The sequence below is a fragment of the Anaerovibrio sp. JC8 genome, assembly GCF_002100115.1.
In the GTDB taxonomy this organism is placed as follows: domain Bacteria; phylum Bacillota; class Negativicutes; order Selenomonadales; family Selenomonadaceae; genus Anaerovibrio.
Window position 1 is genome coordinate 1 of record NZ_ANBM01000018.1, and the last position, 21708, is coordinate 21708.

The 21708-nt window shown below is 46.7% G+C and carries 19 protein-coding genes; 13 read left to right on the forward strand and 6 right to left on the reverse strand.

The window, feature by feature from the left end:
* Positions 1 to 23: 23 nt before the first annotated feature.
* Positions 24 to 794 carry a DeoR/GlpR family DNA-binding transcription regulator gene (locus tag D081_RS12065; RefSeq protein WP_085024414.1) on the reverse strand — a complete coding sequence of 257 codons (771 nt, stop codon included), beginning with the start codon at positions 792 to 794 and terminating at the stop codon, positions 24 to 26.
* A gap of 287 nt (positions 795 to 1081) precedes the next feature.
* Here D081_RS12065 and D081_RS12070 point away from each other — a divergent pair, with 287 nt between their 5' ends.
* From D081_RS12070 to D081_RS12110, 9 genes are all read left to right on the forward strand, one after another.
* The gene (locus D081_RS12070) at positions 1082 to 1609 is read left to right on the forward strand and encodes a nitroreductase (RefSeq protein WP_085024415.1); all 528 of its coding nucleotides are present in this window, start codon (positions 1082 to 1084) and stop codon (positions 1607 to 1609) included.
* A gap of 155 nt (positions 1610 to 1764) precedes the next feature.
* Complete coding sequence (locus D081_RS12075) at positions 1765 to 2955, forward strand: multidrug effflux MFS transporter (protein ID WP_085024416.1); 1191 nt, start codon at positions 1765 to 1767, stop codon at positions 2953 to 2955.
* Positions 2956 to 2988: 33 nt separating this feature from the next.
* Positions 2989 to 4275, forward strand: coding sequence for a M18 family aminopeptidase (locus D081_RS12080; protein ID WP_085024417.1), 1287 nt, complete (start codon positions 2989 to 2991; stop codon positions 4273 to 4275).
* Between the two features lie 801 nt (positions 4276 to 5076).
* Entirely contained in the window at positions 5077 to 5541 is a 465-nt protein-coding gene (locus D081_RS12085) for a MarR family transcriptional regulator (protein WP_158087672.1), read from the forward strand.
* Positions 5538 to 6620 carry an efflux RND transporter periplasmic adaptor subunit gene (locus D081_RS12090; RefSeq protein ID WP_233127495.1) on the forward strand — a complete coding sequence of 361 codons (1083 nt, stop codon included), beginning with the start codon at positions 5538 to 5540 and terminating at the stop codon, positions 6618 to 6620. Before D081_RS12085 ends, D081_RS12090 begins: the two co-directional genes overlap by 4 nt.
* A 1-nt stretch (position 6621) precedes the next feature.
* Complete coding sequence (locus tag D081_RS12095; RefSeq protein ID WP_085024419.1) at positions 6622 to 9666, forward strand: efflux RND transporter permease subunit; 3045 nt, start codon at positions 6622 to 6624, stop codon at positions 9664 to 9666.
* Positions 9667 to 9684: 18 nt separating this feature from the next.
* A complete protein-coding gene (locus D081_RS12100) occupies positions 9685 to 11289 on the forward strand; it encodes a hypothetical protein (RefSeq protein WP_085024420.1) in 1605 nt (534 codons plus the stop codon).
* 18 nt (positions 11290 to 11307) lie between these two features.
* Positions 11308 to 11670: an MmcQ/YjbR family DNA-binding protein gene (locus D081_RS12105; RefSeq protein ID WP_085024421.1), complete on the forward strand. Its 363-nt coding sequence runs from the start codon at positions 11308 to 11310 to the stop codon at positions 11668 to 11670.
* Positions 11671 to 11698: 28 nt separating this feature from the next.
* Positions 11699 to 12103 (forward strand): GNAT family N-acetyltransferase, encoded by a 405-nt coding sequence (locus D081_RS12110; RefSeq protein ID WP_085024422.1) that lies wholly within the window; start codon positions 11699 to 11701, stop codon positions 12101 to 12103.
* A gap of 46 nt (positions 12104 to 12149) precedes the next feature.
* Here D081_RS12110 and D081_RS12115 read toward each other — a convergent pair whose 3' ends face one another.
* The 5 genes from D081_RS12115 to D081_RS12135 all read right to left on the reverse strand — a co-directional run bounded on the left by D081_RS12115 (position 12150) and on the right by D081_RS12135 (position 16507).
* Positions 12150 to 12941: a hypothetical protein gene (locus D081_RS12115; RefSeq protein WP_085024423.1), complete on the reverse strand. Its 792-nt coding sequence runs from the start codon at positions 12939 to 12941 to the stop codon at positions 12150 to 12152.
* Between the two features lie 74 nt (positions 12942 to 13015).
* On the reverse strand, positions 13016 to 13876 hold the full coding sequence (locus tag D081_RS12120) for a DMT family transporter (RefSeq protein ID WP_085024424.1): 861 nt from the start codon (positions 13874 to 13876) through the stop codon (positions 13016 to 13018).
* Between the two features lie 78 nt (positions 13877 to 13954).
* A complete protein-coding gene (locus D081_RS12125) occupies positions 13955 to 14770 on the reverse strand; it encodes a MetQ/NlpA family ABC transporter substrate-binding protein (protein WP_085024425.1) in 816 nt (271 codons plus the stop codon).
* Positions 14771 to 14826: 56 nt separating this feature from the next.
* A complete protein-coding gene (locus tag D081_RS12130; protein WP_085024426.1) occupies positions 14827 to 15480 on the reverse strand; it encodes a methionine ABC transporter permease in 654 nt (217 codons plus the stop codon).
* A complete protein-coding gene (locus D081_RS12135) occupies positions 15449 to 16507 on the reverse strand; it encodes a methionine ABC transporter ATP-binding protein (RefSeq protein ID WP_085024438.1) in 1059 nt (352 codons plus the stop codon). Before D081_RS12135 ends, D081_RS12130 begins: the two co-directional genes overlap by 32 nt.
* A 338-nt stretch (positions 16508 to 16845) precedes the next feature.
* Here D081_RS12135 and D081_RS12140 point away from each other — a divergent pair, with 338 nt between their 5' ends.
* The 4 genes from D081_RS12140 to D081_RS12155 all read left to right on the forward strand — a co-directional run bounded on the left by D081_RS12140 (position 16846) and on the right by D081_RS12155 (position 21680).
* Entirely contained in the window at positions 16846 to 17292 is a 447-nt protein-coding gene (locus tag D081_RS12140) for an Rrf2 family transcriptional regulator (protein ID WP_085024427.1), read from the forward strand.
* A 284-nt stretch (positions 17293 to 17576) separates the two neighbouring features.
* The gene (gene glpA / locus D081_RS12145; RefSeq protein WP_085024428.1) at positions 17577 to 19199 is read left to right on the forward strand and encodes an anaerobic glycerol-3-phosphate dehydrogenase subunit GlpA; all 1623 of its coding nucleotides are present in this window, start codon (positions 17577 to 17579) and stop codon (positions 19197 to 19199) included.
* Positions 19199 to 20440, forward strand: a complete 1242-nt coding sequence (gene glpB / locus D081_RS12150; protein WP_085024429.1) for an anaerobic glycerol-3-phosphate dehydrogenase subunit GlpB — start codon at positions 19199 to 19201, stop codon at positions 20438 to 20440. The genes glpA and glpB overlap by 1 nt, the downstream gene beginning before the upstream one ends.
* 19 nt (positions 20441 to 20459) lie before the next feature.
* Positions 20460 to 21680, forward strand: a complete 1221-nt coding sequence (locus tag D081_RS12155) for an anaerobic glycerol-3-phosphate dehydrogenase subunit C (protein ID WP_085024430.1) — start codon at positions 20460 to 20462, stop codon at positions 21678 to 21680.
* The last annotated feature ends 28 nt before the right edge of the window (positions 21681 to 21708 follow it).

Here is a 21708-nt window from a genome sequence, read left to right on the forward strand (position 1 = left end):
TAGGTCATTTTGCTTTTTATATATCAGTTTTCGCAGACAATAACTTCTACGTTGTGCTCGGCGAAGAATTCCTTGTAACGGGCCGGCAGCTCCTTATCCACTACGATGCAATCAATTTCGTCCAGATTGCAGAAGGAAATAAGGGAGGAAGCATCAATCTTGGTGCTGTCCACCATGAGGATTTTCTTGCCCTGCTTGTCCACCAGATAACGCTTGATATCGCATTCCAATGGAGAAGCGGTAGTCAGGCCGTTCTCAATGGAAATACCGGTACTGGAAATGAAAATCTTGGAAATATTGTACTGCTTCAGGCAGTTAAGTACGCTTGGGCCAACAAAGGCCTTGGTAGGGGCGTAAATGGTGCCGCCGGTGGCAATGATGTTGAATTTTGGGGAGGTTGCCGCAATGTTGATGACATTGATGCTGGCAGTCACAATGGTGATATTGTGCTTATCCTCAAGGTAAGGCATCATGTGCATGGTGGTGGTACCGGAGTCAATATAGATAACATCGTCATCCTGTACCAGGCTGGCTGCCATACGGGCAATATTCTGCTTGTGGATTTTGTCAGTGTTGTCTTCGGGAACAACAGGAGCTGCAGCTTTTGGAGCTTCCTGCTCCTGAAGTACGATACCACCGTACACCTTGCTGATAGTGCCGCGCTTTTCCAGCTCAGCAATATCACGACGGATGGTGTTCTTTGATACATCAAAGGTAGTGCAGAGGTCGTTAATAGAAATACTCTTTTTCTCTTCCAGCAGTTCCTGGATTTTACGGAGACGATTGATTTTCATTCATTCACCTGTATTCTTATGAAAAATAAACTCATCGGATACTCATTATTATTAAGAGTTGATAATATTATGAGTATGTTTACCATAATTATACCGTAATGTACAAGTTATTACAAGATATATTATAGAAAAATACCAATAGTATATCATTCTCACAATTGTGAGAATCTTCGGGCAAATTATATACAAGAAAAATTAAAGGTAAATCAGGTGGTATTGTAGAATTAACACAGAAGTAGAGTAAGAGCGTCACTAAAGTGGAATAGTTGTATATAGGGGGCTATATTATGAATGAAACCTTGCGTGTCATGGAAGAAAGACGGTCCTGCCGAAATTTTAAAGGTGATCCGGTGAAGCAGGAGGATATTGATGCTATCATCAAGGCGGGCACCTATGCACCTTCCGGCAACAATAAGCAGTCGGCCATGATTATTGCAGTTACCAACAAGGAGCTGCGGGATGAGCTCATGGAGGAGAACAGGAAAATTGGCGGCTGGGAGCCGGGCTTTGACCCATTTTATGGGGCACCGGTTATCCTAATTGTTCTGGCGGATAAGAGTATCCGTACCCATGTATATGATGGTTCCCTGGTTTTGGGCAATATGCTCAATGCGGCGGAAAGCCTGGGGCTGGGCAGTATCTGGATACATCGTGCCAAGGAGGAGTTTGAGTCGGATATTGGCAAGAAAATCCTGAAGCGTCTGGGAATTACCGGCGAATATGAAGGCATTGGCCACTGTGCCATCGGCTATGCTGCCACTGAACCCCAGCCGGCAGCTCCCCGCAAGCGGGATTTTGTATATTACATCAGATAATTAAGGTGGCTTAATTTTTAAAAGTTTTACTTACATGAAAAAAATATTTGTTATATAATAGTTGCCATCAAAAGTACGTTTAAATACGTTGATTATTCTGGGGGAAGCTAATCGGAGATTGGCTTCCTTTTCTTTAGTACATTGGAGGTAACTTAATGAGTAAAACGAAAAGCAGTGTATGGCTGGTAATCTTTTTGGGGATTATGTCCGCCATGGCACCTTTGGCTACAGATATGTATTTGCCGGCCCTGCCGGTAATGCAGTCTGATTATGGTATAAGCACTTCAGTGGCCCAGATGACTTTGACCATGACCATGCTGGGTATGGCCATCGGCCAGATTTTCGCCGGACCAATAAGCGATATGCGGGGGCGGAAAATGCCACTTTTTGTGGGTATGGTGGTGTTTATGGCCATGTCCGCAACCTGTGCCGTGGCCACGGATATTCGGCTGTTTTTGGCGGCCCGCTTTGTGCAGGGCTTTGCCGGCGCCTGTGGAATTGTAATATCCCGGGCCATTGCCAGAGACCTTTGCAAGGGGCCGGAGCTCACCAGATTCTTTTCTATTTTAATGATGGTAAATGGTCTGGCACCGATTTTAGCCCCGGTACTTGGTGGCCAGATTCTGGCCTTCGGCACCTGGCGGTACGTATTTGGTGTGCTGGGGCTTATTGGTCTGGTTATGGCCGGTGCCACCATATTATTTAAGGAAAGTCTGCCTGTGGAACGGCGGCTTAAGAATCTGAACCGCACCATATTGACCTTTCCTATATTAATGCGCAATAAGTATTTTATGGGGCATTGTCTGGTGCAGATGTTTGAATTTGCTGCCTTTTTCACCTATATTGGCTGTTCATCCTTTGTTTTTCAGGGGATATATGATGTTTCTCCCCAGGTCTACAGCTATATTTTTGGCGGTATCGGAATTTCACTCATGGTATCCGGCGGTATGCCGGCCAAGCTGTCCGGCCGGGTGAAGGATGAAACCATGCTGCGGTGTTCCCTGTACATGCAGGCTGTTATGGCGGCGGTTCTTATAGGTGTCTTTGCTATGGGTGCTTCCCTGCCGGTGGTGATAGCATTGCTGGTATTGGGGATTGCACCGTTGTCCATTGTAGGTGCCGCCAGCTTTTCACTGGGTCTGTCCTCTCAGGGGCGCAACGCGGGCAGTGCTTCGGCGTTGCTGGGCTGCTCATCCATGGTGCTGGGAGCAGTAATGATGCCTGTAGTAGGTATTTTTGGTACTGACAGCGGCATTCCCATGGCGGTAATGATGCTCATTGGCTTCACTTTGGCAGTGGTGGCCTGTGAATGGTATATTATGCCGGCTCATAAGAAGAATAATTAATAGGAATTTATATTTTAAAATGGAGGGACCAGGATGTACGGCGATATCATAGATTTGTTGGAGTTTATTAAGAAATCTCCATCTCCATGGCACACAGTTCAGACGGCGGCGGATATGCTGCTGGAGGCGGGCTTTCAGGAGCTGGATTGGACTGATGGCTGGCAGCTTCAGCAGGAAGGACGCTATTTTACAAAAATATATGGTTCCTCTATCTTTGCCTTTACTGTTGGCAAGGGGCAGCTTACCGAGAAAAACAGCCTGCGTTTGGCGGCAGCCCATACGGATTTTCCGGGCTTTCGCATTAAGCCGGAGGCGGGGATTATCAAGGACGGTTATGGCCTGTTAAATACGGAGGGCTATGGCGGGGCTATTCTTTACTCATGGCTGGACCGTCCTCTGTCCATTGCGGGCAAGGTGGTGGCCAGGGGAAAGGATGCCCTGACGCCTGAAACTATGCTGCTGGATTTTGCCCGTCCCCTGGTGACCATTCCTTCCTTGGCCATTCACATGGACAAGAAGATAAACGAGGGCAAGGCTTTCAATAAGCAAAAGGATATGCTGCCTTTGGCCGCGGTATTTGGCAAGGAGGATACCAAGAGCTTCCTGCTTGATCTGCTGTCTGCGGAGGCAGGGGTTGCCAAGGAGGATATTCTCTCCTACGAGCTTAATATTTATCCTTATGAGCCTGGCTGTCAGCTGGGAATCGCCGGGGAGCTGGTTTCTTCTCCAAGGCTGGATAATATTACCTCAGTGGTGGCATGCCTGCAGGGTATAATTGAAAGCGGGACTGATGGCTTAAATATCATTGCCCTCTTTGATAATGAGGAGATCGGCAGTCGCACCAAGCAGGGGGCGGCATCTGCCAATCTTATGCAGCTTATTGAGCGGATTTATACTTCCATGGGCTATACAAGGGAGCAGATGTGGCAGGGCATTAATGGTGGCTTTATGCTGTCAGTTGATGTGGCCCATGGCCTTCATCCAAACTACCCTGACAAGACGGACCCTACCAACCGGCCTATGCTGAACAAGGGCTTTGTCATCAAGCAGGCTGCCTCCCAGAGTTACGCCTGTGATGCAGAGGCGGTGGCCATGGTCAAGGGGCTGTGCCAGGAGAGGGATATCCCTTGTCAGCAGTATGTGAACCGCTCCGATATGCCTGGTGGTGCTACTCTGGGCTCCATTGCTTCTGCTCTGGTTCCGGTGCGGACCGTTGATATTGGGGTGCCAATTTTGGCCATGCATTCTGCCCGGGAAACCATGGGGGCGGCAGATCAGACAGCTCTGTGCAATGTCATCAGAGGACTATTCCAATATTAATTGCCTGTTATATGTAGTATTCTCCATAGTTATCCACATTTTTGGTGTTGATAACTGTTCATATATGTGGATAAATAGGGGAAAAAGGTCATAAAACTGTGTATTAATACCATATTGCTTGTTAATAAGTGGTACTTTTTTGCAAACATACTCAAAAAGGTGCCACTTTTTTTATTTGCAGGAAAAGAGATATAACAGTGAATTCATCCTACAGTTATATGAGTACAACATATTACCAATGAGGCTTAGATTGTGATAAATAAAGGGGTTTATGCAGTTGCCATGCTGCTGTGAGAGGGCTTATTTGGGGATGTTATGGCATATTATGTGTAAGTGATTCATGCACATTTTGGGAGTTGTTCCAAAAATTTTTTAAAAAAATCAAAAAAAATCCAAAAAGTCCCTTGACATACTCATGAGATAATCATATAATAAACACATCAAAGGGAAAGCCAAGGATACATCCCCCAGATGAAATCCTTTTTCTCCTGCTTGAACTTTGATATACCCCTTATAAGCGACATTCCCCTGTGTCGCGTATAAACCCCTCTCTTTTATTTACCCACTTTCATTATATAAATGAATGGAAGAAAAAGGCTGTAAAAACGAACGCCTATCGTTTTTACAGCTTTTTTCGTGTCTAAAAATATATGTGAATAAATTTGGAAGCAATCGATTTTGCAGGATATAAGTAGGATTTAATCTACTTCTTATTGAATATAAATACCAAGTTTGCTAGAATGAAGGCATAAATGTTGAATTAATCAACTTCTTTCTGTGTGTTTTTTTGGAGGTATGTTGATGGACTATCACAACACATCAATTAATTTTGGTATTATCAGGCGTAGGGTGCAGTCCCTGGTGGTGGAAGCAAGTATGGATCTGGGACTTACCTATGCAGAATTTTCACTTCTGCTGGTGCTGTATGATAAGGAGGGCTGCAGTCAGGATGATATGACTAATTTCCTCCATGTAGATAAGGCGGCCGTAACCAGGGTCATCAAGATTCTGGAAAAAAAGGAATTGCTGTATCGAAAGCAGGATGAGGTGGACCGTCGAATGAAGCGGCTGTTCCTTACCGAAAAAGGGAAGGAGCTGGAATCGACTATCAGGGATATTGTCAAAAAAATCATGGACTATGTGGCGGAGGGCTTTTCAGAGGCTGATGCTGCATTCATGGTAAAAGGCCTGGATGTATTGGCTGCAAGATTGGGAGCAGCTGACTATGAAAGCGTATTTGGCAAAAAAGGAAGTGGTGCAAAGTGAAAAAGCTCGTAGCTGTTTTGCTGGCAATAATGACCGTTATTTCTCTTATGTCCGGCTGCGGCAAGGACAAGGAGGATGAACAGAAGCCACAGCTGGTCAAGACCCAGCAGGTGGGACAAAAGGATTTAAATGTGGAGGGCACCTATACGGGAACGGTGCGTGGCCGCTATGAAACCAATATGTCCTTCCAGGTGGGGGGCCGTATTATGAACCGCAATGTTCAGGTGGGAGACCGTGTTAATTCCGGAGATATTCTCATGTCCATAGACCCTCGTGATGTGGTACAACAGTCCAATCAGGGGGATGCCCAGGTGGCAGCTGCCAAGGCACAGCTGGATTTGGCCCAGTCAAATCTCAGCCGTTACCAGCAGCTCTATGCTCAGGAGGCTATTCCTGCCATGGTGCTGGATCAGTATCAGACCGCCTACAATTCGGCTCTGGCCCAATATAATCAGGCGGTGGCCGGTGCTGAGACCGGGCACAATGCTTTGGGCTATACTGCATTGGTGGCCCCTGCTTCCGGAGTCATCTCTTCCATAACAGCTGAGGCGGGCCAGGTGGTTGGCGCTGGTCAGACAGTGCTGACCCTTGTCCAGTCCAATGAGCTGGAGGTGGAAATCAATGTTCCGGAGAATCGCCTTGAGGATGCACAGCTGGGAAAGAGTGTTCAGGTTTCCTTCTGGGCACTGAAGGGTGTAAATGTCAGCGGTACTGTCAGAGAAATTTCTCCTATGGCTGATCCTGTTTCCCGTACCTACAGGGTTCGGATTTCCATACCAAATCCGCCAAGTGGAATGCAGCTGGGCATGACTGCCAGTGTAAAATGTCAGGAATCCGCCGGCAGCCACAATGACGGTTTGGTACTGCCACTGTCTGCCATTTATCAGATTAACGATACCTCCCAGGTTTGGGTGGTAGATAAGAGCACGGACACAGTCAGTCTCAAGGACATTAAATTTGAAAAAATTGGCGATAACTCCGTGCGTGTAATGGGCCTTAATGTCGGTGATATTGTGGTAATCGCCGGTGTACATAAGCTGCGCCAGGGCCAACAGGTTAGGCTGATGGAGGACCAGTAATATGATGAATCTCACAGAAGTATCCCTGAAAAACCGGGCACTGGTGTGGTATTTCATTATCGTGGTCGTGGTTGGGGGAATCTTTTCCTATATAAAATTAGGCCGCATGGAGGACCCGAATTTTACCATCAGGGAAATGATAGTAACTGCCGCCTGGCCGGGGGCTTCGGCGGAGCAGATGGAGCAGCAGGTCACCGACAAGCTGGAATCCAAGATAAATGATCTGCCGGGTATTGATTATGTACGGAGTACCACCAGGGCAGGCAGCACCGTCATTTATGTCAACTTAAAGGACGATTATGACGGTGATGTCAGAAGCACATGGCGTGATGTACGAAATTTCTGTCATGATATTGAAAAGGACTTGCCCGAGGGTGTTTATGGGCCCTATTTCAATGACCGCTTCGATGATGTTTATGGATCATTGTATGCTGTAACCGGTGATGGCTATACATACGAGGAAATGCGCCAGGAGGCTGAGCAGATTCGCCGCATTATTATGGCGGAGGTCAATGACAATGTTCAGAAGGTTGAACTGGTTGGTGTTCAGACTCAGAAGGTTTACGTTGAAATCGAAAATGCCAAGCTGGCTGAGCTGGGAATCAGTCCAACAGCTCTGTCTGATGCCTTGAAGGGGCAGAATCAGATGACCCCATCCGGCATGATAGATACCAGCACTGATAATGTGTATTTACGTTATACGGGGAATTTTGAAAATATTGATGATATAAAAAATGCCCCAATTAATGCCGGAGGCCGGGTAGTGCGGCTGGGGGACATTGCCAAGGTGGAAATGCGCTATGCAGAGCCATCTGATCCCAAGATGTTTTATAATGGCGAGCCGGCAGTGGGTATTGCCGTATCCATGGAGCCTGGCAAGAATATCATTACCCTGGGTGAGGAATTAAGCCAGCTGATGAAGTCTGTAAATGCGGAGCTGCCTGCCGGACTGGAAATCCATCAGGTTTCCAATCAGCCAAAGGTGGTGGAGGAATCCATCGATGAATTTATCAGCACCCTGCGGGAGGCCATTATTATAGTATTGGCCGTAAGCTTCCTTAGTCTGGGAGTCAGAACCGGCATGGTGGTAGCCCTTTGTATTCCGTTGGTACTGGCAGCAGTATTCTGCGGTATGTATATGCTGGGCATTGACCTTCAGAAGGTATCCCTGGGTTCCCTGATTATTGCCCTGGGTCTGCTGGTAGATGATGCCATTATTGCCGTGGAAATGATGAGTGTAAAGCTGGAGGCCGGTCTGGACCGCTTTGAGGCGGCCTGCTATGCCTTTAAGGCTACGGCCAAGCCTATGCTGACCGGTACTCTCATTACCTGTGCGGGCTTTATTCCAGTGGCCTTTTCCGCCGGCATGGCTGCGGAGTTCACAGGCACCTTATTCCCGGTTATTACCATGGCACTGCTCATATCCTGGATAGTGTCGGTTATGGTGGCACCATTATACGGCTACCACCTTATAAAGGTGGATGTGAAACGCAACGAGGATGGCGAGACGGTTCAGTATCAGAGCCGGTTTTATAATATATTCCGCAAGGTTTTGACCTGGTTTTTGACCCATCGGAAGCTGGTGCTGACGGCTACAGCAGGTATCTTTGCCCTGTCGGTATTGGGAATGCAGCTGGTGAAGGAGGAATTCTTCCCACCGTCCACCAGACCGGAAATTATAATTTCCATGCGTCTGAATGATGGTGCCTCCTTAAAGAACACAGAGGATGTGTCCAAAAGATTTGCCCAGTTCCTGGACCAGCACGCTGATGAAATTGAAAATTACAGCTATTATGTAGGGCAGGGTGCACCGCGCTTTGTGCTGACCTTAACCCCGGAAACACCATCAAATAACTATTCCCAGTTTGTAGTGGTGTCCAAGGAGGCGGGTAAGCGTGATGAATTGACCCGTAAAATCAGGGAGGAGCTGGAAAATCAGTTCCCTGAGGTCCGTCACGATATAAAATTCATTCAGACCGGGCCTCCGGCGGATTATCCTATTATGCTGAAGGTATATGGTACTGACAAGGAAAAGGTGCGTGAAATCGGTGAGCAGGTTGCGGACCGCATAGCCCAGGATAAAAATACCACAGAAGTGCATTTGAATTGGCATGAGAAGAGCAAGGTCCTGCATCTGGAATACGACCAGAGCAAGCTCAACGCCATGGGGCTTACCGCTCAGAACGTGTCAAAGATGGTATACACTGAGCTTACCGGGGCCACGGCAGCCCAGTTCTATCATGGTGACCGCACTGTAGATATAGTGCTGCACATGGCAGAAATTGACCGCACTGATCTGTCAAAGGTGAAGGATTTGCCTATTTTTACAGGCCGTGGCTATGTTCCATTGGAGCAGCTGGCGGATATTTCCCTCAGGACGGAAAATGGGGTTATTGGCCGGGAAAACTTAGGCCCATGTGTAACAGTACAGGGTAATATTCTGTCTGGTACTGCCAATGATGCCACGGAAAAAGCGCTGAAATCAGTACAGGATATTTCTGATAATCTGCCGTCAGGCTATAGAATCAAGCCGGCCGGATCCCTGAAAAACAGTCAGCAGTCCATGGCTCATCTGGTAAAGCCTATTCCGTTTATGATATTCTGCATCATGACCCTGCTCATGTTCCAGCTTAATAATATCAAGCAGATGATACTGACCGTGCTTACGGCACCATTGGGAATCATTGGTGTGACGGCGGGTATGCTGCTGTTTAATCAGGCCATGGGCTTTGTGGCTATTTTGGGTGTTTTGGCCCTGAGTGGCATGATTATACGAAACTCGGTAATTCTAATTGACCAGATACAAAAGCATATAGAAGAAGGGGAAACCCCGTGGGATGCCATTATGGATTCAGCAGTAATGCGGTTTAGACCGATTATGCTCACAGCAGCTGCAGCTATTTTGGGCATGATACCATTGATGGTCAGCAACTTCTGGGGGCCAATGGCAGTGGCTATTGCCAGCGGTCTTTTGGTGGCAACAGTATTGACCCTGCTGGTGCTTCCTACTATGTATGCGGCAGCGTATAAGGTGGAAAAGGAATAAAAGGGGGCGTCTTCCGGTATGGCAAATAATCATCCCTTGGCGGTGTATTGCAGCAGCTGTGGTGCACCGGCCAATTATGACATAGTAAAGCAGCAATATTTGTGTCAGTATTGTGGCGGTGTCACAGGGGTAAAGGAACCTCTTGTGCAGCTGCAGCATTGGCGGGATGCCCGCAGGAAAAATGTTTTGCGGGATGAAAAAGCCGCTGAGGAAGTGCATAGCTGTCTAAATTGTGCTGCCCAGGTCATTATCCCAAAGGGAGAGGCTATGGGAAAATGCGATTTTTGCGGCGGCAAATTTTCCCGCCGGGCCTTTGTAAAGTCCGATGAACTGCCCGAGCTAATTATACCTTTTGTATTGACAGTTGATGAAGCCAGAGAGCGGCTGTTGAAATGGGCCCATGATAATTCCAGTAAAAAAGAGGCCCAGGCTGTTTTGGCAGGGGCAGAACAGCTTCAAGGCTATTACTTGCCCTATGAGCTTATCCGTGGTCCTGTAACAGCATCAGTAGAACGTCTGGAAACCTTTTCGGACCGAAAATATCATATGGGCGGCTTTTTAAACGGTATTGCCGTCAGCACCTCCAAGCAGCTGGATAATTTGGTATTGGATGCCATGGAGCCCTTTGAATGGACAGCGGCCCGGCCTTTTGAGTTTTCCTTTGTGGCTGGACATAAGGTGAAGCTGTCTGATGTTGAGGCTTATGTTCTGGAACAGCGGGTGCTGGATGAAGTGGCAGACAGCTTTCGTCCAGAGGCGGAAAAGGTTCTGCAGACCACTGGAATCAGCTTAAGTATGCAGGCCGGTAATCTGTTGCGACTGCCAGCTTTATTGCCGGTGTATACACTGAGCATAGGCCCGGTTTTGGCTGTAGTTAATGGTCAGACAGGGCGGGTGGCAGTTAGCAAAATCAAACTGACCCATAATGTATCTTGGCTATTGGAGCCAACCCTGCTTACTTTGCTGGTGGGCGGTGTCTTTGCCATTTGGGATGTAGCCGTGGCCCTTTCCATGGCCTTGGTGTTTGGCATTATTTTCTTTGCGGCCTTTAGCGATGGTCGTGGGGACGAGTGGCGGAGGAAGATATTTAAAACAGATTCTGCCCGTTTGGAACGCTTCCAGGCCAAGCTGACGGTGGACCAGGGAAAAGAGCCCATAGTTGATACTACTGTGAAATCCATGTTTATGGAACCGATAAATGGCCAGCTGGAGCCAGTGACCGTGTCCTTTTATACACCACGCAGAATATTAATGACCCTGCTGGGAGTGCTAATATTCAACGGCTTGCCGGCTATTGTGGCGTTCATGTTGGACTGGGAAGGCATAGCGGAGTACAAATATAATGCTGTATGGATGACCCTCACTGTGCCGATAACCATAATTCTATGGGTGGCGGTAGGCCGTATACGGGTTTATAATTTTCCGATATTTAAACGGATGATGCCTGATGGAAGTACCCAACCGGTGAAGGTGGACGGTGAGCCAACACTTTCCCTTGGCGAGTTGTTCCATACTCTCAAGGAAATAAAGGACGCCGGTGGTGGCGGAATAATGTTCGCGATAATCGGCTTTATTCTCTTTATGTTCCTGGGCACTCTGGGAGCCATACTGATGCCGGATTAATAAGAAAGCAGTGATTTTATGACCAAGAAACAGGCTATAGAATATATTCGAAGTACATACGGTGTAGAGGAAGATTATCCCTGGGATGACTCTGATGCTTTTGTGTTTCGCCATCGGGTCAGCAAAAAATGGTTTTGTCTGTTTATGGATATTTCCGCCAGTTATCTGGGCATAGATGATGACCAAGTTATTACGGTACTAAATATGAAGGCGCCTTTATCTATGAGGGAAGACTTGCTTCGGGAGGAAGGTATATATCCTGCCTACCACATGAGCAAGAAACACTGGATAAGCCTTGATTTGCGGAAGGCCAATAAGAAAATGCTGGAAGTACTCATCGATATGAGTTTTAAGGCCACAGCCATGAAAAAGGATTTATGACCAAACGCTTCGGAAGGGTGTCATTGATATGAATTACAGAATAGTTCAAGGCACAGAACATATAAAAATAGAGGATGTCATTAGGCTTCTTAAAATGACCTATTGGGCAGATAAGCGTCCAGTTGAATTAATTGAGAAATCAATGAAGAATTCTGACTGTTATGGACTATATCTTGATAATATAGTCCCACTGGTAGGTTTTGCCAGAGTTATCAGTGATTATGCGACAACTTATTATTTATGTGATGTGGTCATTGATACAGAGTATCGTCGTAAAGGTTTGGGAACGGCTCTAATGTCATATATAGAATCAATGCCGGAATATAAGGGTCTGCGAGGTGTACTAATCACAAGAGATGCCCAGACACTGTATCAAAAGTTTGGGTTTGAAGTATTGAATGACCGGGCCATGGTTAAGCAAAAAAGGGACTGATTTCGCACAGTCCCTTTTTTGTGTCAATATTTATACCATTTTGCTGTTAGTTGGCAGTAAAAATCTTATAGGAATCCCATAGCATATTGTAGACCTTGGCCCGCTGGAGGAGGGCCCACAGGTTTGTGGTGTCCATCCAGCCAATATTGGCATAGCCGCTGTCAACGGCATTCAGGCGGGTCTTGGCAATGTCATTAAATGCTTTTTCACTGATTTCGGTTGGAGGCGGCTCCGGCACGTTGCTTTCGGCCTCTATCTTCAGCCATCCAGGGGTGTAATAATGCACGGTTTCGGTTCCGTCATAGCCGGAAAGCTGCCAGGTCCTTATGGCCAGTTCCTCAATCATAAGGTCCGGATTTATGGAAATAGCATACTTTTTGATGGTGGAATCGTATTCTCCATGCATCCGCTGGTCTTCAAAAATGTAAAAATACAGATTTTCCTCCGGATTTATATAGAGCTGAGGCTTGGCGGCCTTATCCGGCAGGGAGAAAATGTCCGGATAATCCGTTCCACCCACCAGATAGATTCCCCAGTGGCGGGTCCATTTTTTCTCCACCAATTCCTCACATTTTAACTGCGGGGCACCTTCAAATCCGCCTTCCTTGGCCTTCAAGATTTCCAGATTGCCATCATGGTTAAGGTCCGTAACTGCATAGTGCCACTTGTTCCATTCCTTGTCCTGGTCCGGTGTAATAAACCAACCATTATCGTCCCATGCGGTCTGACACAAAATATCAATTTGATGCTCAACCTTCATGGGAGCCGCTGAAACAGTGGCGGTTATAAGCATTACTGCACAAAAGAAAATGCCTGCTAATCGGAATTTTACTGACATGAAATTTGCCCTCCTTTTAAATTACTCTCATGGGGGGCACATTCGACAAAGCCATGTCAAAATCCTTTATACCTTTATACTTTCTTTATCTCGCTGATTATAGCGGTACCGATTATCAGCACTGCACCCAGAATTCCGGTGACAGATAAGGATTCCCCTAAAATCAGGGCGGAGAGGAACAGGGCACTTATGGGGTCAATATAACCGCAAAGGGCCACTGAAGGAGCGGATAAATTCTTCATGCTGGAAAAATAGAGGGCGAAGGCAATACCGGTATAAACTATACCGAGAACCAGCACGGCGAGAATGGTATAGAAATCTGTAGGCAGCGGTCTCCAGCCATCGGTGATGCTGAGGTATGGTATCAGTATGAGGACAGCTCCGGACAGCTGAATGAAGGTTTTATGATAGGTATCTATTTGACTGATCCGTTTGTTGATAATGGCATTAAGAGCATATAACAGTCCGGCACTTAAGCCAAAGATTACGCCCTTTAGCTGGTTTATATCCATGGATTCCGTTTCTGTTATTCCGGAAACCAATACCATGCCGGTGGTGGTAAGACACAGCACCACAATTTTCCCCCGGGTCAGCTTTTCCGGCAGAAACAAGGGTGACAGCAGTATAACCAGGGCAGGCTGCATATAATAGCACAGGGTGGCTATGGGCACAGTGGTATAGTTTATGGCCTCAAAGAAAAATATCCAGTTAAAGCCATACATGGCTCCCGCCAGTAGCAGCAGAGCCACAATTTTTGCCGGAAGCTGGTTCATCCCGCCTCTTTTCTGATATATAATCAGGCTTAGCATGAACAGGGCTCCCAGAACGCCCCGAAGAAAGGCCAAAAAATCGGATGGAACGGGGATATAGCGCCTGAATACGCCGCTGGAACCCCATATAAGCATGGCGGTAATAACCATTAAGTAAGACTTCATTGTTACCTCAATCCTAAATAAAGGCCGCTGGCCCTAGGGGATTGCCCCTTGAGCTGGCGGCCTCGCTTACATTTTCTATTAGAATGCTGGAACTACAGCACCATTGTACTTCTCGTTGATGAACTTCTTAACCTTCTCAGACTTCAAAGCCTTCATAAGGGCCTGAATCTCTGGGCGGTTCTCGTCACCGGTACGAACAGCAACAATGTTTACATATGGAGAAGTGGAATCCTCGATGAAGATGTTGTCCTTAACTGGGTTCAGCTGAACCTGCATTGCAAAGTTGCTGTTGATTACAGCAGCGTCAACATCGTCAAGAGTACGAGGAACCTGTGCTGGCTCCAGCTCCTGGAACTTGATGTTCTTTGGATTGGCAGTAACGTCCTGAACGGTTGCAGTTACGCCAACGCCATCCTTCAGAGTAATAAGACCGGCCTTGGCCAGAAGAGCTAATGCACGGCCACCGTTGGTAGGGTCATTAGGAATGGAAACAGTAGCACCGTCCTTCAGATCCTTAAGGTTCTTTACCTTCTTGGAGTATACACCCATTGGCTCGATGTGAATGCCGCCGGCACTTACCAGCTTAACCTCAGGATGCTGCTTTACAAAATCCTCAAGATAAGGAATGTGCTGGAAGTAGTTTGCATCCAGCTCCTTGTCATTCAGATTCAGGTTTGGCTGTACATAATCACTGTACTCAACGATATCCAGCTTGATGCCGTCCTTGGCCAGATCATCCTTAATCTGCTCAAGAATTTCAGCATGTGGAACGGAAGTAGCACCAACCTTCAGTGTCTTGCTGTCGTTGGATGCCTGCTTGCTGCCTGCACCGCAGCCTGCCAGGGCAACGATAGCAAATACAAGGGCGGATAAAATCAGTAATACCTTTTTCATTAGAAAACCTCCTTAAAATAGTGTATATATTACTCCTTTGAGGAGCTACACCCGGTTTAACGCTTGTCCAGATGCTTGGCCAGCTTGTTGCCGGCAAACTGTACTATCTGAACCATAATAATGAGGACTACTACAGTGGCAATCATAATATCCGGACGGAAACGCTGATAACCATAGCGGATAGCCAGGTCACCCAGACCGCCGCCGCCGATGGCTCCAGCCATGGCTGATTCACCTATAAGGCTGATGATAACTGTAGTGAGCTGAGCCACAATATTTGGCATGGCCTCCGGCAGGAAAACCTTGCGGATAATCTGCAGAGGAGTAGCACCCATGGCCTGGGCGGCTTCCACAATACCATAAGGAATCTCCCTAAGGGATGTTTCCACCTGACGGCCGATAAACGGAACCGATGCCAGTACCAATGGTACCATGGCGGCAGTGGTTCCAATAGCACTGCCCACAATAAGGCGGGTCAGTGGAATAATAGCTACCATTAAAATAATAAACGGAATGGAGCGGATGGCATTTACAATGGCGCCGATTACCCGGTTAAGAGGTAAGCACTCCAGTATCTGCCCCTTGGAGGTGGTGTGAAGGATTACTCCCAGAGGAATGCCCAGCAGGGAAGAAATTATCATGGATACAACCACCATGTACACCGTTTCTCCCAAAGCCTTAGTGATGAGAGGAAGCATGTCTGCTGACATAGCCAATCACCTCCACCTTTACTTTTTGTTCATACAGGTAATCAATGGCGGCCTTAATATCCTGCTGGCTGCCATCCATACCTATAATAAGTCTGCCGAAAGGGGCACCCTTTATATCATCAAGACTTCCGAAGAACAGGTCTGCACTGACATCGTATTTTTTTACCAAAGTAGAAATAATCGGGTCATTTGCAGTTTCACCGATAAAGGTAAGCCTCATAAGGAGAATGCTGTCTTCAAATGGCTCTTCTGCAATTTCAATATTGCGGAAATCCACCGGCAGCTCATTGCTGAGCAATACGCTGATGAATTCCTTGGTAATAGGCTCCTGTGGATTGATGAATACATCCAGAACATCACCCTTTTCCGCAATAACACCCCTGTCGATTACGGCAACCTTGTCACAGATTTCCTTGATAACCTGCATCTCATGGGTAATGACCACCACAGTGAGCTTCAGCTTTCTGTTTATATCCTTAATTAATTGAAGGATAGATTTTGTGGTCTGTGGATCAAGGGCCGAGGTGGCCTCGTCACACAGGAGAATGTGGGGGTTGCTGGCCAGAGCCCTGGCAATGCCCACACGCTGCTTCTGACCACCGGAAAGCTGGGACGGATACTGGTCTGCCTTGTTGGAAAGACCCACCAGGTCCAAAAGCTCGGTAACACGGCTCTTTATTTCATCCTTTGGGGTATTTGAAAGCTCCAAAGGGAAGGCAATGTTATCGAATACTGTGGAGGTAGAGAGCAGATTAAAGTGCTGAAATATCATGCCAATGCCCTTTCTGGCTTCTCTAAGCTCAGCGTCGCTCATGGCAGTAATATCTTTTCCTTCTATTGTAACTGTACCCTTGGTTGGACGCTCCAAAAGGTTAATGCAACGTACAAGGGTGGACTTGCCGGCACCGCTTAGGCCGATAATGCCATAAATTTCGCCTTTATCTATATGAAGGCTTATGTCCTTTAAGGCATGTACCGGACCGGCAGCGCTGTCGTAGGTTTTCTCTATATGAGATAAATCAATCACCATATCACTTCCTGTCATCCTTTACAATTCATCCATGTGTAAAGTTGTAAATTGTAGAATACATTTAAATATTATACCTATTTTCACGGTAATTGCAAAGCACGGGCAAAATATAATAATTCATTTGCTCATTGGTGTCCATAGGGGAAATATGGATGTTTTATATTTATGAATTATACTTATTTTCACCCACTAATTCAATAGGTATTTGAAAAAATATGAAAAACATATATAATTAATATGAAATATCCTCTGTGAAAAGATTTTATGAAAGGGTTGCACAGCAAAAGCAAAGGCATATATTTAATGAAGAAAAGTGAAAGGATGTGGAATTAATTATGCGTATTTCAGCAAAGGGACGTTATGGACTGGCGGCCATGTCATATCTGGCGGCAAACTATCAGAATGGAACAGCAACTACAGTGATGCATATTTCAGAAAATCTGGGAATATCAAAAATATATCTGGAGCAGGTTTTTTCCTTATTAAAAAGAGCAGGACTTGTAATATCAATTAAGGGGTCCCAGGGGGGATATATTTTAAATAATGCTCCTGGTGAAATAACTGTTTATGATGTACTGACAGCCATTGAAACCTCCCTTATTGAAAAAACAGATACAACCGTGGGTGAAAAGGAGCCTTTTTTGGACAAGGCAATGCAGGAGGTTGTATTTTCACAGCTTGATGATGCAATAAAATCCTCGTTGGAGGCAATTACCCTGGAAGATATATTAAATAATGTAGAAAAGCAGAAAGAACCGGATAATCTTATGTATTTTATTTAAATTTGATTTAGCATAACTAATATTTATCTGTAGCCTTGTCGATTATTATTATTTTTTAGGGATTTTTGGTCTGACAAATGTTTAAATTAAGATACAACTATTATTAATTGCTATCTTATAATGTCCTTTTTTTATTGACAACATCAAGGACTATGGTATAAACTGTACGAGGTAATTGAAATTTTGTGACTATTACACTTGAATCGATGTGCAATTGTACAAAAATTCAATGGTTCGAGGGTGCTCGAATCGTATATGTGTATTAATGAAAATGGGGGATTGTTATGGTAAAGGACAAAGCTACGGTTGTCGTTGTTGGCGGCGGAGCTACAGGCGTTGGTATCCTGCGTGACCTCTCTATGCGTGGCATTGATGCCCTGCTGATTGAGAAACTTGATATGGTTAATGGTGCCAGCTCCCGCTATCATGGCCTTCTGCACAGTGGTGCCCGCTATGCAGTAAGAGACCAGGAAGCAGCAAAAGAGTGTATCGAGGAAAACACCATCCTGCGTCGTATTGGTAAGTCTTGTGTAGAGGCTACTACCGGTATGTTCGTACAGGTTGAGGGTGATGATCCGGATTTCGTAGATCCTTGGGTAAAGGGTTGTGCTGAAAGTGGTATCAAGACCCGTGAGTTGAGCAAGGAAGAGGCTCTTCGTTTGGAGCCAAACCTTTCCCGCAAGTTGGTTCGCGCTTTTGAGGTTCCAGATGGTGCCATCGATGGTTTCCGTATGTCCTGGCAGAATCTTCAGTCTGCTGCACGTTATGGTGGCCGTTACAAGACCTATACTGAACTGATAAATATTAATGTTGAGAGCGGCGCTGTAAAGAGCATTACCGTTCGCGACAATGTTACCAAAGAAGAATATGACATCGAGTGCGAGATTTTGGTAAACGCTGCCGGTCCATGGGCTGGCAAGGTTGCACAGATGGCTGGTCTGGACTGCTCCGTAAGTCCTTCCAAGGGTACTCTGATTGCATTCAACCAGAGAATTTCCAACCGTGTTGTAAACCGTCTGCGTAAGCCATCCAATGGTGATATTTTCGTACCACATGGTTCCATTACCATTCTTGGTACTTCTTCTATTACTATTCCAGATCCTGAGGATACTTCCACTTCCTGGGATGAGGTTGAAGAGCTCATGAAGACCGGTGAGGGCGTATTCGAGCATCTGCGCGATTATCGTATCCTCCGTGTATTCGCTGGCTCCCGTCCTCTGTACGTTCCTAAGGGAGCTGACGGCGGTCGTAATGCATCCCGTGGCTTCGTTACTCTCGACCACGAGAAGGAAGACGGCCTGAAGGGCATGATGACCATCTGCGGTGGTAAGTTCACCACCTACCGTCTCATGGCTGAGAAGTTCTGTGATGTTCTGGCTCCAAAGCTTGGCAATACTGCTAAGTGCCGCACTGCAGAAGAGGATCTGGTTCCAGAGGTTTCCGCTGCTGACAAGAAGGCTGCCCGTCAGTACTTCCCATCCTACGGTGTAAACCTTGCTGCTACCCGTCTTGGTACTGAGAAGTTCCCAGAGGTTGTTAAGACCCTGAAGGAGCATCCTGAGACCCGTGAAGTTCTCTGCGAGTGCGAGAACGTTACTATGGCCGAGGTTATGCGCATTGCACAGGAGCCTACCAGCCATAGCGTAGCAGATGTTAGAAGAAGAACCCGTCTTGGCATGGGTACTTGCCAGGGTAACTACTGCGCAATCCGCAGTGCTGCAATTGCAAACAAGCTGTTCAAGAACAAGCTTGAGGGCTGCAGCGATTCCCTCAGCGATATGAAGAACTTCCTGCAGGCCAGATGGAAGGGTATTACTCCTGTAATGGCAGGTAAGACTCTCCGTGAGGCTGAAATGACCAGAGGCATGTATGAAGTATTGTTCAATGTAAATGGGGGTAGACGTTAATGAGCAAGTCAGATGTAGTTGTTATCGGTAATGGTTTTGCTGGCCTGATGTCCGCTCTTGTTAGCGCAGACCAGGGCAAAAAGGTAACACTGCTGTCCTATGGTGCGGGTACTTTCCCTCTTAACAGTGGCGTTATCGACGTATTAGGCTATGATGACTCCGGCAAGGCTGTAGCTAACCCTGCTCAGGCTGTTAGCGCAGTTGCTGATGAGCATCCATATAAAAAAATTGGCACCCAGGCTCTGGAAGAGTCCGTAAAGTTCTTCCAGGATGTGGTTGCAGCTGAGGGCTTCCCTTATGTTGGTTCCCTCAATGAGCAGCAGTGGCTGGTTACTGGTGTTGGTACCTTGAAGCCATCCTGCCTGATTCCTGAGTCCATGCAGGGCTCCAAGTGCTTTGACGCTTCCGAGATCGTTCTCGTAGGCATCAAGGGCCTGAAGGATTACTATGTAGACATGGTTGCTGAGAACCTTGCAAAGGAGCTTGGTAATGACAAGAAGTACACTGTTGTTACTGTAGATCCTCATTATCAGGGTGCTCGTGATCTGACCACCAAGGACGTTGCTGCTTGGATGGATACTGAGGCTGGTTATGCTGATTTCGTTTCCCAGGTTAAGGGCAACGCAGGCTCCGGCAAGGTAATCCTTGTTCCTCAGATTCTCGGTCTGAAGGGCAATGTAGTATATAAGAAAATCGTTGCAGAGTTGGGCTGTCCAGTAGTTGAGACTACTGCTATGCCACCTTCTGTAAATGGTCTCCGTCTCCGTGATGTACTCCTGAGTGCATTGAAGAAGAAGGGTATCACTGTTATTGAGAATTCCAAGGCTGAAGAAGCTGTTATCGAGGGCAGCAAGGCTGTAGCTGTTAAGGCCGGTGGCGAGGTTCGTCTCCAGACTTACAATGCTGACAAGTTTATCGTTGCAACCGGTGGTTTCTACAGCGGCGGTATCACCATGCGTGACTTTGGTGAGGCCAAGGAAGTTGTATTCGGTCTCCCTGTTGAGTGCGACTGTGTTGAGGAGCGTTGGGTTAACAAGCAGCTCTTCTCCGACAAGAAACAGACCTTCGCCAAGACTGGCGTAAGGGTAGATGCAACTCTCCGCGGTGTTAATGAGTCCGGCAATGTAGTTCTTGAGAACGTATATGTTGCAGGCCGTAACCTCAGTGGCTATGATTTCTGCTTTGAGCATTCCGGCAATGGTGTAGCTTTAGCTTCTGCTTATAAAGCAGCCAAGGCTTGATTGAAAGGGGTATTATATTATGGAGTTAGAAGAAAGAGCAAGAGATTCAGCCGATAATTGTATTGCCTGCACATCTTGTGTTGCAGTGTGTCCAGTTACCAAGGCTAATCCAGACTATAGAGGACCAAAACTCGTAGGTCCTGCTCATAACCGTATGCATTTCTCCGATGAGAGCGATTATGAGGATTCCTTAAAGTTATGTTCTAACTGTAAGAACTGCGACATCACCTGCCCTAACGGCGTATCTGTTGCAACTCTTAACATGTTGGAGCGTGCCAAGTATTACAAGGCTCATCCTGAGAAGCACACTCAGGCTGATCAGATGCTGAGCCACAACTTCCAGATGGCTGATATGCTCAAGAGCATTCCATTTGGCAGAAGCTGCGCAAACCTCGGTATGTCCATCGGTGAGGCTATGGGCATGATGGGTGCTATGGGTATTGCACCTCAGCGTAAGTCTCCAAGATTCGCTACCAAGTATTTCCGCGAGCTGTACAAAGAAATCAAGCAGCCTGAGGGTCTTACCAAGGAAGTTCTGTTCTTCCCTGGCTGCTATATCGATACTAACGATCCAGAGGTTGGCGTTGCATTCGTTAAGGTTATGAACGCAAACGGCTACAAGGTTCTGATGGATGACCGCTTCAAGTGCTGCGGTTCCCCACTGGTTGTAGGCGGTTATCTGGATGAGGCAAGAAGCCATGCAGACAACAATGTTGCAATTATCAATGAGTATGCTGCAAAGAATATTCCTGTAATTGCATGCTGCACTTCCTGCTCCTTGATGCTGAAGGCTGAGTACACTGAGCTCTTCGCTCAGGAGGAAATGGCTCAGGCTGCAAAGAACGTTTATGATGCATTTGAGTTCCTGACTATCCTCGCTGACAAGGGCGAGCTCAAGAAGGTTCAGGTTTCTTCCGACAAGAAGTTCCTGTATCATGCACCATGTCATCTGCGTGCACAGGGTATGGGTATGCCGGCAGTTGACCTCCTGAAGGAGATTGGTGTAAATATCGACAGCGCTGATGCAGGCTGCTGCGGTATGTCCGGTTCTTATGGTTTCCATAAGGAGAACTATGAGACTTCCATGAAGATTGGTTCCGAGCTGTTTGACAAGATTAATGCAAGCGGTGCTCATAAGGTTGTCTGCGACTGCGGTACTTGCCGTGAGCAGATCAGACATGGCACTGATGCCAAGACAACTCATCCAATCCAGGTATTGGCAAAGGCTTACGAGAAGTAAGCAACTACTTAGGTGAAAAGATTTGGGC